This window comes from Micromonospora foliorum (assembly GCF_022229015.1).
Taxonomy (GTDB): Bacteria; Actinomycetota; Actinomycetes; order Mycobacteriales; family Micromonosporaceae; genus Micromonospora; species Micromonospora foliorum.
On the sequence record NZ_JAKKFF010000374.1, the window covers coordinates 1 to 11,756 of the forward strand.

Annotated in this window: 15 protein-coding genes; 10 read left to right on the forward strand and 5 right to left on the reverse strand. The window is 72.4% G+C overall.

The features are described 5' to 3' along the window. Positions 1-872: aminotransferase class V-fold PLP-dependent enzyme (locus tag PSH25_RS24990; protein WP_238661387.1), on the reverse strand; the 872-nt coding region annotated here is incomplete at its 3' end. Positions 873-968: 96 nt separating this feature from the next. Between PSH25_RS24990 and PSH25_RS24995 the strand changes: the two genes are divergently transcribed. From PSH25_RS24995 to PSH25_RS25025, 7 genes are all read left to right on the forward strand, one after another. Next, positions 969-1,334 carry a hypothetical protein gene (locus PSH25_RS24995; protein WP_238661388.1) on the forward strand — a complete coding sequence of 122 codons (366 nt, stop codon included), beginning with the start codon at positions 969-971 and terminating at the stop codon, positions 1,332-1,334. A gap of 59 nt (positions 1,335-1,393) precedes the next feature. After that, complete coding sequence (locus PSH25_RS25000) at positions 1,394-2,215, forward strand: DUF1206 domain-containing protein (protein WP_238661389.1); 822 nt, start codon at positions 1,394-1,396, stop codon at positions 2,213-2,215. Between the two features lie 83 nt (positions 2,216-2,298). Further along, positions 2,299-3,486, forward strand: coding sequence for a mechanosensitive ion channel family protein (locus tag PSH25_RS25005; RefSeq protein ID WP_238661398.1), 1,188 nt, complete (start codon positions 2,299-2,301; stop codon positions 3,484-3,486). A 466-nt stretch (positions 3,487-3,952) separates the two neighbouring features. After that, positions 3,953-4,387: a phage holin family protein gene (locus PSH25_RS25010; RefSeq protein WP_238661390.1), complete on the forward strand. Its 435-nt coding sequence runs from the start codon at positions 3,953-3,955 to the stop codon at positions 4,385-4,387. After that, a complete protein-coding gene (locus tag PSH25_RS25015; RefSeq protein ID WP_238661391.1) occupies positions 4,384-4,758 on the forward strand; it encodes a DUF3618 domain-containing protein in 375 nt (124 codons plus the stop codon). The genes PSH25_RS25010 and PSH25_RS25015 overlap by 4 nt, the downstream gene beginning before the upstream one ends. Then, a complete protein-coding gene (locus PSH25_RS25020) occupies positions 4,755-5,027 on the forward strand; it encodes a DUF4235 domain-containing protein (protein ID WP_030338235.1) in 273 nt (90 codons plus the stop codon). The genes PSH25_RS25015 and PSH25_RS25020 overlap by 4 nt, the downstream gene beginning before the upstream one ends. A 287-nt stretch (positions 5,028-5,314) precedes the next feature. After that, positions 5,315-5,518 carry a cold-shock protein gene (locus PSH25_RS25025; RefSeq protein WP_030338233.1) on the forward strand — a complete coding sequence of 68 codons (204 nt, stop codon included), beginning with the start codon at positions 5,315-5,317 and terminating at the stop codon, positions 5,516-5,518. A gap of 122 nt (positions 5,519-5,640) precedes the next feature. On the opposite strand, the gene PSH25_RS25030 is transcribed toward PSH25_RS25025, so the two are convergent. Then, positions 5,641-5,832, reverse strand: coding sequence for a hypothetical protein (locus PSH25_RS25030; protein WP_238661392.1), 192 nt, complete (start codon positions 5,830-5,832; stop codon positions 5,641-5,643). Positions 5,833-5,920: 88 nt separating this feature from the next. Beyond that, on the reverse strand, positions 5,921-6,904 hold the full coding sequence (locus PSH25_RS25035; protein ID WP_238661393.1) for an aldo/keto reductase: 984 nt from the start codon (positions 6,902-6,904) through the stop codon (positions 5,921-5,923). 82 nt (positions 6,905-6,986) lie between these two features. Between PSH25_RS25035 and PSH25_RS25040 the strand changes: the two genes are divergently transcribed. Both PSH25_RS25040 and PSH25_RS25045 read left to right on the forward strand, forming a co-directional pair. Further along, positions 6,987-7,781 carry a trans-aconitate 2-methyltransferase gene (locus PSH25_RS25040; protein ID WP_238661394.1) on the forward strand — a complete coding sequence of 265 codons (795 nt, stop codon included), beginning with the start codon at positions 6,987-6,989 and terminating at the stop codon, positions 7,779-7,781. Then, positions 7,778-8,800, forward strand: coding sequence for an adenosine deaminase (locus tag PSH25_RS25045; RefSeq protein WP_238661395.1), 1,023 nt, complete (start codon positions 7,778-7,780; stop codon positions 8,798-8,800). Before PSH25_RS25040 ends, PSH25_RS25045 begins: the two co-directional genes overlap by 4 nt. 262 nt (positions 8,801-9,062) lie before the next feature. Here PSH25_RS25045 and PSH25_RS25050 read toward each other — a convergent pair whose 3' ends face one another. Next, on the reverse strand, positions 9,063-10,466 hold the full coding sequence (locus PSH25_RS25050) for a HAMP domain-containing sensor histidine kinase (RefSeq protein ID WP_238661396.1): 1,404 nt from the start codon (positions 10,464-10,466) through the stop codon (positions 9,063-9,065). A gap of 29 nt (positions 10,467-10,495) precedes the next feature. Beyond that, positions 10,496-11,185 (reverse strand): response regulator transcription factor, encoded by a 690-nt coding sequence (locus PSH25_RS25055; protein WP_091401712.1) that lies wholly within the window; start codon positions 11,183-11,185, stop codon positions 10,496-10,498. A 73-nt stretch (positions 11,186-11,258) separates the two neighbouring features. On the opposite strand from PSH25_RS25055, the gene PSH25_RS25060 reads away from it, so the two are divergent. Then, a partial coding sequence (locus tag PSH25_RS25060; RefSeq protein WP_238661397.1) for an ADP-ribosylglycohydrolase family protein occupies positions 11,259-11,756 on the forward strand: 498 nt, incomplete at its 3' end.

The window sequence follows — 11,756 nt, forward strand, 5'->3', positions numbered from 1 at the left end:
GCCCGCAGCCGTGCCCGCCGGTCCCCGACCGCGTCCGGGTCCAGCCCCGCCAGGTGATCCACCGCGGCGGCCACGCCGGCCAGCAGCGGGAAGCTCGGCGTGCCGTACTCGAACCGGTCCGGCACCGCGTCGGAGGACGGCACCAGCTTCGCCGGGCGCAGTGCCGCCCACCGGGCCGGGTCGGCCACCATCGCCGCCAGGTGCGGCCCGGACCACTTGTACGCGCTGGTGACCAGCACGTCGGCGCCGAGCGAGGTCAGGTCGGTCGGCCCGTGCGGGACCGAGTGCACCCCGTCGACGTAGACCAACGCGCCGACCGCGTGCGCGGTCTTGGCGATCGCCGCCACGTCCGGCATGGTGCCGATGGCGTTGCTGCCGGCGGTCACCGCCACCAACCGGGTCCGCTCACCGACCAGGTCCGCGTACTGCGCCGCGGGCAGCTCACCGGTGTGCCGGTCGACCTCGGCCCAGCGCACCGTCGCGCCGGCCGCCTCGGCGGCCTGCACCCACGGCCGCACGTTCGCGTCGTGGTCGAGCCGGGAGACCACCACCTCGTCACCCGGGCGCCAGGCCGCGCCGAGCGTGCGGGCCAGGGTGTACGTCAGCGCGGTCGCGCTCGGGCCGAGCACCACCCCGGCCGGGTCGGCGCCGAGCAGGTCGGCCACCGCCAAGCGGGCCTCGGCCACCAGCTCCAACGACCGGCGGCCCGGACCGAAGGCGGCGCTGCGGTTGCCGACCGCCGATCGCATGGCGTCGGTGACCGCGTCGATCACACCGGCTGCGGTCTGGGTGCCGCCGGCACCGTCGAAGTGGACGAAACCCTCGGTCAGGGCGGGGTAGGCGGCCCGGGTGCGGGCGATGTCGAACGGCATGTCCCGGACCCTAGCCGGTGCTCCTCGTACCCTGGCCGGCCGCCAGGTGATCACCGTTGGGCGACGACGTCGCGGATGTCTCGTACTCTTGGCGAGGTGACGAAACGACCCGCCACCATGCCCGTTCCCTCCGTCCGCCGCGCCGCCGGTCTTTTCGCCGGTCTGGCGCTCGGCCTCGCCGTGCTCACCGGGTGCAGCTCCCAGGGCGCCTCCACCGACTGCGGGCTGGACGCCTGCACGGTCACCTTCGAGCGGGGTGTCGACGCGAGCGCCACCATCCTGGGCGTCGAGGCCAAGCTGGTCGGCGCCGAGGGTGACCAGGTGACCGTCGAGGTCGCCGGTGAGCAGCTCACCCTCACCACCGGCCAGCAGGCCGCCGAGGCCGGGGGCTTCGCGGTCACCCTGGACAGCGTGACCGACCAGCAGGTCAAGATTCGCGTGTCGCGTAACCCGGGCAGCTGACCGGGGCGGGCGGCGGTGGCCGACGTTTGGGAATCTTCAGAATCGGAGATTGTGACGCCATGTCACTCACCCGTAGCGCCGAAGCCACCGCCTCCCGTACGGCGGACAGCCGGTGGCTGGAAGTCCTCGCCCGGGCCGGCTTCATCGGCTACGGGATCGTCCACCTCCTCTTCGCCTGGTTGGCGTTGCAGATCGCGTTCGGCACGTCGTCAGACGACGGTGACCAGTCCGGCGCGCTGCGTACCCTCTCCGCCCAGCCCCTCGGCAAGTTCCTGGTCATCGCCGTCGCGGTCGGCCTGCTCGCGATGGCGATCTGGCAGGCGCTGGAGGCAGCGGTCGGGCACCGCGCCGAGCGCGGCAAGGAGCGGGTCACGGAACGACTCGCCTCGGCCGGCCGGACCATCGTCTACCTCTACTTCGCCTGGACCGCGTTCAAGGTCTTCAAGGACGCCGGCTCGAACAGCGCCGACCAGCAGGAGGCCCTGACCGGCAAGCTGATGACCTCCAGCGGTGGCCGCTGGCTGGTCGGCCTGGCCGGGCTGGTGCTCGCCGCGATCGGCGTCGGCCTGGTGATCTACGGCGTCGTCAAGCGCTTCGAGAAGCACCTGAAGACCGGCGAGATGAGCCCGAAGACCCGCAAGCTCGCCCGCCGGCTCGGCATCGCCGGGTACGTCGCCAAGGGCGTCGCGTACGGCATCGCCGGTCTGCTGATCATCGTGGCCGCGGTGAAGTACGACCCGGAGAAGGCCCGCGGTCTGGACGCCGCGCTGCACACCCTGCGTGAGCAGTCCTACGGCACGTTCCTGCTGACCCTGGTCGCCCTCGGCATCGCCGCCTTCGGCGTCTTCTGCTTCCTCCAGTCCCGGTACCGCAAGGTCTGAACTGGTCGATACCACGGATGTCGGGCACTCTTGGGCTTTTGCCCAAAGTGCCCGACGTCTGGTCGAAGGGGAGCACCGAAGCCGTGCAGAACTATCTCGAAACGGCCGTCGCCGCGCTCGTCGCGGCGGCGGTCGCCCTGTTCCTGGTCGAGATCGTCCACCGGGTGACCCGGCGGTTCGGCCGCCGGTCACTGCTGTTGACCGAGTTGACCGATCACGCGCACCGCCCGTTCCAGGTCGCCGGAACGGTCCTGGCCGTGCAGTTCGCCGTCCGCTTCACCACCGGGTACGCGGTCGGCGAGAGCTGGCGGCGACTGCTGCTGCACCTGCTCATCCTCGGCGTCATCGCCACCATGGCCTGGCTTGTCGCCTGCCTGCTGGTCGTCGTGGAGGACACCGCGCTGGCCCGGTTCCGGGTCGACGTACCGGACAACCGGCACGCCCGACGCGTACGGACCCAGGTGGTGATGCTGCGCCGACTGACCATCGCGGTGATCGTCATCCTGACCGTCGGCGTGATGCTGATGACGTTCCCCAGCGTGCGGGGCATCGGCGCCGGCGTGCTGACCTCCGCCGGTGTGGTCGGTGTGGTGGCCGCGCTCGCCGCGCAGAGCCTGCTCGGCAACGTCTTCGCCGGCCTCCAGCTCGCCTTCAGCGACGCCGTCCGGCTCGACGACGTGGTCGTCGTCGAGGGAGAGTGGGGTCGCATCGAGGAGCTGACCCTCAGCTACGTCGTGGTGCAGATCTGGGACGACCGCCGGTTGATCCTGCCCACCTCGTACTTCACCAGCAAGCCGTTCCAGAACTGGACCCGGACGGAGGCGGCGGTCCTCGGCACCGCCGAATTCGACGTCGACTGGGCGGTGCCGGTGCAGATCATGCGCGAGGAACTGCGCCGCCTCGTCGAGGGCACCGAACTGTGGGACGGGCGGGTCTGCGTCCTCCAGGTCACCGACGCCACCGGCGGGACGGTCCGGTTGCGCGCGCTGGTCAGCGCCGCCGACGCGGGCAGCCTGTGGGACCTGCGCTGCCTCGTCCGGGAGCACCTAGTCGCCTGGATCCGGGACAACCGCCCGACCGCGATGCCCCGGCTGCGCACCGAGCTGGGCGACGCCACCAGCAACCTGTCCTGGCAGTGGGTGCAGCCGAGGCGCCCGGCCCGCCGCCAGTCCGAGACCGAGGCGCCCGACGACGCCCGCGTCTTCGGCGGCAGCGACGACGGCGACGCCCGCAGCGAAGCCTTCGTAGGCCCCGACGAAACCCGCCCCTGACCCGCCCACCGCCCCGTCCCGCTCCGCCCCCGCGTCCTGCCCCGCCCCGCCCTGCCCTGCCCGCAAGATCGTGCAACTTCCTGGTTGTAGTGGCCTCCGTCCCCGTCGAGGCCACTACAACCAGGATCGAGCGTGATCTTGCCCGGTCGGCCGCGACGATCATGGACTTGCCGGGTGGATGTGCCTTATTTGTCCCGGCCAACCTCATGATCACCGCTGCGGGCCGGGGGCCGGGGCGGGGCCGGGGGCCGGGGGCCGGGTGGGGGAGAGGGGTCCGTTGCGGGAGGTTTGGTCGGGCTTGGGTGGGGGATGTGCTGCCGGACGTCTCTGGCGTGATCGCGGCGGCTGGCCGCGTATCGGCGGCGCGGCGTCCGGACAACGGGGACGGTGAGCTGCCTGGCGCGCTTTAGGATTGACGAGCGACGACTTCGGGCATACAGCGCGGTGATGAGGAAAGGAGGACAGCATGGCTGACGTGGCGAAAGCCCGCACATCCCAGAACGGGAGCGAGCCCTCCACCGCCGAGCTGGTGCAGCGGGCCACCGAGCAGATCTCCCGCCTCGTGCGGGACGAACTGACGCTGGCCCGAGCGGAGTTGACCCAGAAGGGTAAGCACGCGGGCATCGGGATCGGCCTGTTCGGTGGCGGTGGCGCGCTCGCGTTCTTCGGCCTGGGTGCGCTGGTCGCCACGGCGATCCTGCTGCTCGACCTGGTGTTGCCCGCCTGGGCCGCGGCGCTGATCGTGGCGGTGGCCTGCTTCCTGGTGGCCGGCATCCTCGCCCTGGTGGGCAAGAAGCAGGTCAGCCGTGCGGTCCCGCCGATGCCGGCGGCCACGGTCCGTAGCCTCCGGGCGGACATGGACACCGTCACCGCCGCGGTGAAGGACAGGGGGCGGCAATGACCGGCAACGGGACGGGCGACACGGAGGCCCTCCGCGAGGAGATCCGTCGTACCCGGGTCGAGTTGGGCGAGACGATGGAGGCGTTGGCCGCCAAGGCCGACGTCAAGGCGCGTCTCAAGGAGTCCGCCGAGCAGGCCAAGGAGCGGATGCGGGAGCAGGCGGCGCAGACCGTCGCCCGGGTCCGCGGTCAGGCCGCGCGTGGCGCCGGGATGGCGCGGGCGCAGGCGCACGAGAAGGGCGAGTTGGTACGCGCACAGGCGTACGACAAGGGTGAGTTGGTGCGCCGCAACCCGGTGCCGTGGGCGGCCATCGCGGCCGGCGCGGTGGCCACCGTGGTGGTGCTGATGATCGTGCGGGGGAGGCGTAGGTGAGTAAGAGCATCGGCAGGGTCGCGTACCGGCCGGTCGGCGTCTTGATGGGTATCGCCGCGGGCGCGGTGGCCGGGGCGATCTTCCGGCAGGTCTGGAAGGTCACCGCGGGCGACGGTGAGGCGCCCAACGCGACCGACGAGGATCGCGGCTGGGGCGAGATCCTGGCCGCCGCGGCGTTGCAGGGCGCCATCTTCGCGGTCGTCCGGGCCGCCGTGGACCGGGGCGGCGCGGTCGGCGTACGCCGGATGACCGGCAGCTGGCCGGACTGACCGGCAGCGACTTCAGCCCCCTTCCCGCATCGATGGGAAGGGGGCTTTCGCTTGGCATCGCACGCCGCCCAGCGCACCTGAGGCATCCGTCAGGTCACATGTCGGAGAAATTCGTCGGAGAGGTCGTGACAGACTTTTTGCCTCCGTGATTTGCTGGTCCCCGCTGTTGCGAGATGGCGTGGGTTGAGAGAAGTCTCCTTCGTGGGGCTGCCTCAGGCGCCGCTGCTCAAAAACGGCCAATCGGCCGGACGGCGTGCACGGCCGCCAGTTTTTAGAGGGAGAAACACATGGCTCAGGGAACCGTGAAGTGGTTCAACGCTGACAAGGGCTTCGGCTTCATCACCGTCGATGGTGGGGGTGCTGACGTGTTCGTCCACTTCTCGGCCATCCAGACCAGCGGCTACCGCTCGCTGGAGGAGAACCAGCGGGTGGAGTTCGAGATTGCTCAGGGTCAGAAGGGCCCGCAGGCTGAGCAGGTCCGTCCCATCTGATTGAGACGGCCGGCCCCCGCCGGCCAGTGGGACGATCCGGCTCAAGGGTCGCTGAGAAAGCCCCGCATCCCGGTTGGGAAGCGGGGCTTTCCACCTGCTCGGGCTCCCGGTGGAGCGACGGCTCAGCGTCGACGCGAGCGCAGGCCGAGCCAGAGCACCAGCAGCCCGGCCAGCGCCACGAGCGGGCCGATCACCGCCCAGATCTTCTCGTCGGTCATCACGCTGCCGCTGACGTAGCCGAGGCCCTGGACCGTCCACACCGCACCGATCACCACGGCCAGCAGGCCGAGGGTGAGTGGAAGCCAGCCTCTCATCGCGTCCCCTCTCCGCCGCCCGGGGTGGCGCGCCGCCGTCCAGCAGCGCCGGCCGGGCGGCGCGACGCGAGCACCCCGGGCGCGCGGGTCACCACCGGTCGTGCACCTGCGGGCGGATCAGCTCGTCGTAGGTCTCGCGGACGGCTGCCAACTGCTCGTCGGTGAGCGGGGACAGGGCGGCCGTGGCGGCGTTGCGTCGGGCCTGGTCGGCGTCGCGGGCACCGGGGATGACCACGGTGACGCCCGCCTGGTCCAGCACCCAGCGCAGCGCGAACTGCGCCATCGTGCGGTCCGCGTCGACAAGCGGGGCCAGCCGACGTACGGCGGCCAGACCCCGGTCGAAGTCGACCCCGGAGAACGTCTCCCCGACGTCGAAGGCCGCGCCGTGCCGGTTGTAGTTGCGGTGGTCGTCGGCGGGGAACTCGGTGTGCTCGTCGTAGCGGCCGGAGAGCAGACCGCTGGCGAGCGGCACGCGGGCGATGATGCCGACACCGGCTGCCGCCGCGGCCGGCAGCACCCGCTCCAGCGGCTTGTGGCGGACCGCGTTGAGGATGATCTGGACGCTCGCCACCCCCGGTCGGGCGATCGCGGTGAGGGCCTGGTCGCAGGTCTCGACGCTGACCCCGTACCCGGCGATGGCCTTTTCGGCGACGAGGGTGTCCAGGCCGTCGAAGACCTCGTCGGAGGAGAAGACCTCGGTGGGCGGGCAGTGCAACTGGACCAGGTCCAGGGTGTCCATGCCGAGGTTGGCCCGGGAGCGGTCGGTCCACTGCCGGAAGTTGGCCAGGGTGTACGCCTCCGGCCGTTGCTCGACGCGGCGGCCCATCTTGGTGGCGACGGTCAGCCCGGCGTCGGGTCGGGTGCGCAGGAAGCGGCCGATCAGCTGCTCGCTGCGGCCGTCGCCGTACACGTCGGCGGTGTCGAGGAAGGTGACCCCGGCGTCCACGGCGGCGGCGAGCACCGCCATGGCGTCGTCCTCGCTGACGGTGCCCCAGTCGGCGCCGAGTTGCCACGCGCCCAGGCCGACCGCGCCAACGGTCCGGCCGAGCCGGTTGAAGCTGCGCTGTTCCATGCCCCGAGCCTAGTGATCGGGTTGCCACCCTGCCACGCGAGCCGTACCGTAGCAGTACGTACGTACGGTTTGGGAGGCGACCATGTGGGACCCGACGACCTACCTGCGCTTCGGCGACGAGCGATCCCGGCCGTTTCACGACCTCCTCGCCCGGATCCCGGCCGAGCGACCCCGGACGGTGGTCGACCTCGGCTGCGGCCCCGGCCAGCTCACCGCCACCCTCGCCGAGCGCTGGCCGACGAGCCGGGTGCTCGGCCTCGACTCCTCACCCGACATGATCGCGCGGGCCGAGGCCCTCGGCGCGCCGGTCGACTTCGCGGTCGCCGACCTGCGCGACTGGCGTCCGGCCGGCGACGAGGACGTGGTGGTCAGCAACGCGGCGTTGCAGTGGGTCCCCGGCCACCAGGAGTTGCTGCGCCGCTGGGCCGCCGAGCTGCCCGCCGGTGCCTGGCTCGCCATGCAGGTCCCCGGCAACTTCGCCGCCGACTCGCACCGCGCCCTGCGGGAGGTCGCCAACCGCCCGACCTGGCGGGCCGAGGTCGCCCCGCTGCTGCGCGCGGACCCGGTCGACGACCCGGCCGACTACGCGGCGCTGCTGACCGGCGCCGGCTGCGCGGTGGACGCCTGGGAGACTACCTACGTGCACCTGCTGCCGGTTCGACCCGCCGCCGAGCACCCGGTGCTGGCCTGGATGGAGGGCACCGCGCTGCGCCCGGTCCGGGCCGCACTGGACGCCGCCGGTTGGTCCGCCTTCCGGACCGAGCTGGGAGTACGGCTCACCGCGGCGTACCCGGTGAGGCAGGGTCAGGTGTACTTCCCGTTCCGCCGCGTCTTCGTCGTCGCCCGCACCGGCGACCATGCCCAGGAGAACCCGTGACCGACCTGTCCACCTTCATCGCCGGTCTGCCCAAGGTGGAGCTGCACGTGCACCACGTCGGCTCCGCCTCGCCCCGGATCGTCGCCGAGTTGGCCGCCCGCCACGAGGGACGCACCCCCGTGCCGGCCGACCCGGACGCACTCGCCGCCTACTTCGAGTTCCGCGACTTCGCGCACTTCATCGAGGTCTACCTGAGCGTCGTGGACCTCATCCGCGACCCGGAGGACGTCTGGATCCTCACCCACGAGGTGGCCCGGGAGCTGGCCCGCCAACAGGTCCGGTACGCGGAGCTGACCATCACCCCGTACTCGCACGTCCGGCGGGGCATTCCCGCGCCGGCGTTCTGTGAGGCCATCGAGGACGCCCGCAAGCGCGCCCTGGCCGACTTCGGCATCGAGCTGCGCTGGTGCTTCGACATCCCCGGCGAGGCCGGCCTGCCGGCAGCCGAGGAGACGCTGCGCATCGCCCTGGACGAGCGTCCGGACGGGCTGGTCAGTTTCGGTCTGGGTGGCCCGGAGATCGGCGTACCCCGACCGCAGTTCCGGCCCTACTTCGACCAGGCCCGCGCCGCCGGGCTGCGCTCGGTGCCGCACGCCGGGGAGACCACCGGGCCGCAGACCGTCTGGGACGCGCTGAACGAGCTGGGCGCCGAGCGGATCGGGCACGGCATCTCCGCCGCGCAGGACCCGCAGCTGCTCGCCCACCTGGCCGAGCGGCAGATCGCGATGGAGATCTGCCCGACGTCCAACGTACGCACCCGGGCGGTGGCCACCCTCGACGAGCACCCGCTGCCCCGGCTGGTCGAGGCCGGGCTGCTGGTCACCATCAACTCCGACGACCCGCCGATGTTCGGCACGACCCTCAACGAGGAGTACGCGGTGGCGGCCCGCCTGCTCGGAATCGGTGCCGAGGGTCTGGCCGGGCTGGCCCGCAACGCGGTGACGGCGTCCTTCCTCGACCCCGCCGGCCAGCAGCGGATCCTCGCCGAGATCGACGCGTACCTCGCCACCGCCGGCTGAGCCGCTCGGGTGCCGGCTGAGCCGCTCGGGTGCCGGCTGAGCCGGCCGGTCGAGCAGGGCGCGCGGCGGGAGCGTGGGTGTGGGGGGACCTGTGACTCCCGCCGCGCGCGCGGCTCCACCGGCCGTGGGTGCGTGGTGCGCTCGGCCGGTGGAACTGGTGGGTTCGTGCTGTGATCCTGTCAGCCCGCGGCCGATCCAACGCGGTCGTTAACCGCGATCTAAGGAAGACTTGCGCCGGCGCACAACCCGGGGTGCGGCCGGGTCAGTCGTCGGTGGGGCGCTGGCGGGGCCAGCGACGTCCGCTGGCCTTCGGGTCCCGGGCGTCGCGGGCCATCCGACCGACCAGACCGAAGCGGCTGACCTGCCGGGGCGTCGCCTCCGGGTCGGCGAGCAACATCACCACGCTGGCACCGCCCAACCGGGCGCGGTCGATGCTCACCGAGCCGTTGGCCTGCAACGCCACCCGCTTGGCGATGTCCAGGCCGAGCCCGGTCGAGCCCTGGTCACTGGTGCCCCGGCGCAGTGCCCGGTCCGGGTTGGCGATGCCGGGGCCGGCGTCGTCGATCCGGATCGCCACGTAACCGTCGCGCCGGGACACGGCCACCTCGAACGCGGTGCCCTGCGGGGTGTAGCGGAAGACGTTGCCGATCACGGCGTCCAGCGCGGCGGCCAGTTCGGCCCGCGGCACCGGCGCCGGGATGCGCAGCTGCGCGCCGTTGACCCGGTGCGGCCGGTTCTGGTCGCCGGCCAACGCCGCCCAGAACACCATCCGGTCCCGGACCACCTCGCTGACGTCGCACATCGCCGGCCCGGCCTCGAGCGCCACCGTCTTACGGGTGGTCTTGATCAGCACGTCGATCTCACCCTCCAGGGTGACGATCGCCTGCCGGATCCGCCGGATCCCGCGCAGCCGGTCCAACTCCGCCGGGCTGAACGAACCCACGCTGGTGTCGTCGGACTCCAACGCCTCCGCGTCCAGGCGCAGCACCGTCAACGGGGTACGCAGCCGATGCGACAGGTCGGCCACCAACTCCCGCTCGTCGGTGCGGGCGGCGTCCAGCCGGTCCGCCATCCGGTTGAAGGCGTACCCGGCCTCGGCCAACTCGCGCGGACCGGTCGGCTCGACGCGTACGCCGAGGTCGCCGTCGCCGACGGAGAGCGCGGCCTTGACCAGACCCCGGGTCGAGTCCACGGCGCGGGCGGCGACCCGGTCGACCACCAGCACCGCCGCGCCGGCCATCGCCGCACCGACCGCGAACAGCAGCAGCCAGGTGCCGCCGGCGCCCTCGCCCAGCGTCGACTCCGGAAGGAACACCTCGACCACGGCCGTCCGGTCACCGAGGACGACCGGGTCGAGCCGGGCCACACCCCCGTCGACGTCGACGACCAACGACTGGCGCTCGGAGCGGGCCCGGTCCAGGTCGCTGCCGCTGGCCCGACCGGCGGACTCGTCCAGCCCCAACCCGTGCACCACGGGCCGGGTGGGTGCGCCCTCGGCGCTGGCCACCACGGCACGCTCGACGACCGCCGGGTCGGTGCTCACCGCCAGCGCGCCGGTCACCAGCGCACTGCGGCGCGCCGCGTCGGCAATCGCCTCGTCCCGGCTCTGCTCCCGCAGGCTGAGCCCGAGCGGGATCAGGAACGCGAGCGCGACGAGACTGCACATGCCGGCCGTGAGCAGGGCCAGCGCCGTTCTCAGTCCGGTGCCACCAGCCGGAATCCGACCCCCCGCACGGTGCGCAGGTAACGCGGCTTCGCCGCGGACTCGCCCATCTTTCTGCGGAGCCAGTACAGGTGAACGTCGATGGTCTGATCCTCGCCGACCGATGGCTGCCGCCATACCTCCTCCAAGAGTTCCCGGCGGGACACTACCCGCCCAGGTCGTGCGGCGAGATACGCCAACAGGTCGAATTCCTTGCGGGTCAGCGCCAGCGGCTCCCCGTCGAGCTGGGCACTGCGCTCGCCCACGTCCACCCGCAGCCCGCCGACACTGTGCACCGCGGGCTGCACGGACCGACTGGCCCGGCCGGCCCGGCGCAGCACGGTGGTGATCCGCGCGTCCAGGTGCGCCCCCGTGAACGGCTTGACCATGTAGTCGTCGGCGCCGGCACGCAGCAGCTTGACCACCGACTGCTCGTCGTCGCGGGCGGTGGCGATGATAATCGGGACGTCGGTGATGCCGCGCAGCATCCGCAGCGCGTCCGAGCCGTCCAGGTCGGGCAGGCCGAGGTCGAGCACCACCAGGTCGGGTGTCTCCGCGGCGACCCGACGCAGGGCGTCCAACGCCGTACCCACGGCGTGCACGGCATGCCCCCGGTCGGTGAGGGACCGCAGCATCGCGCCGCGTACGACGTGATCGTCTTCGACCAGGAGCACGGAGGCCACGACAAGACCGTACTTGGCCTGGCAAGTTGATCGCGTTGCGGCGTGCCTGGCGACCGGGCAAGCTGGTACGACGATGTCGTTCACCCTGTTCGCCGATGCCCGCCTGGCGCTCGCCCGGGACAGCCTCGCCGGTCTCTCCACCGGCGACGCGCTCGGCGCGCAGTACTTCCTGCCGGGGCCGGCGCCCGTGGATCTCGCCACCGACGCGCTGCCGCCGGCGCCCTGGGAGTGGACCGACGACACCGAGATGGCCTGCTCGGTCCTCGCCCAGCTGGCCGACTCCGGCGGCATCGACCGGGACCGGCTGGCGCTCTCCTTCGCCGAGCGGTGTACCGAGCGCCGAGGCTACGGCGCGGGCGCGACGCTGATCCTGGGGTTGATCCGCACCGGCACACCGTGGCCGCTGGCCGCCGCCTCCGCCTTCGACGGGCAGGGCTCCTGCGGCAACGGCGCGGCGATGCGGGTCGGCCCACTGGGCGCGTACTTCGCCGACTCGACGGCGCGCGCCGCGGCGCAGGCCCGCGCCTCCGCCGAGGTGACGCAAGCCCACCCGGAGGGGATCGCCGGCGCG

Excerpts from the sequence above, each read along its gene's own strand:
- PSH25_RS25040 (WP_238661394.1), top strand. The coding sequence starts at position 6,987 with ATGTGGGACCCGACGACCTACCTGCGCTTCGGCGACGAGCGATCCCGG.
- PSH25_RS25035 (WP_238661393.1), bottom strand. The coding sequence starts at position 6,904 with ATGGAACAGCGCAGCTTCAACCGGCTCGGCCGGACCGTTGGCGCGGTC.
- PSH25_RS25015 (WP_238661391.1), top strand. The coding sequence starts at position 4,384 with ATGACCGGCAACGGGACGGGCGACACGGAGGCCCTCCGCGAGGAGATC.
- PSH25_RS25025 (WP_030338233.1), top strand. The coding sequence starts at position 5,315 with ATGGCTCAGGGAACCGTGAAGTGGTTCAACGCTGACAAGGGCTTCGGC.
- PSH25_RS25030 (WP_238661392.1), bottom strand. The coding sequence starts at position 5,832 with ATGAGAGGCTGGCTTCCACTCACCCTCGGCCTGCTGGCCGTGGTGATC.
- PSH25_RS25010 (WP_238661390.1), top strand. The coding sequence starts at position 3,953 with ATGGCTGACGTGGCGAAAGCCCGCACATCCCAGAACGGGAGCGAGCCC.
- PSH25_RS25050 (WP_238661396.1), bottom strand. The coding sequence starts at position 10,466 with ATGTGCAGTCTCGTCGCGCTCGCGTTCCTGATCCCGCTCGGGCTCAGC.
- PSH25_RS25000 (WP_238661389.1), top strand. The coding sequence starts at position 1,394 with ATGTCACTCACCCGTAGCGCCGAAGCCACCGCCTCCCGTACGGCGGAC.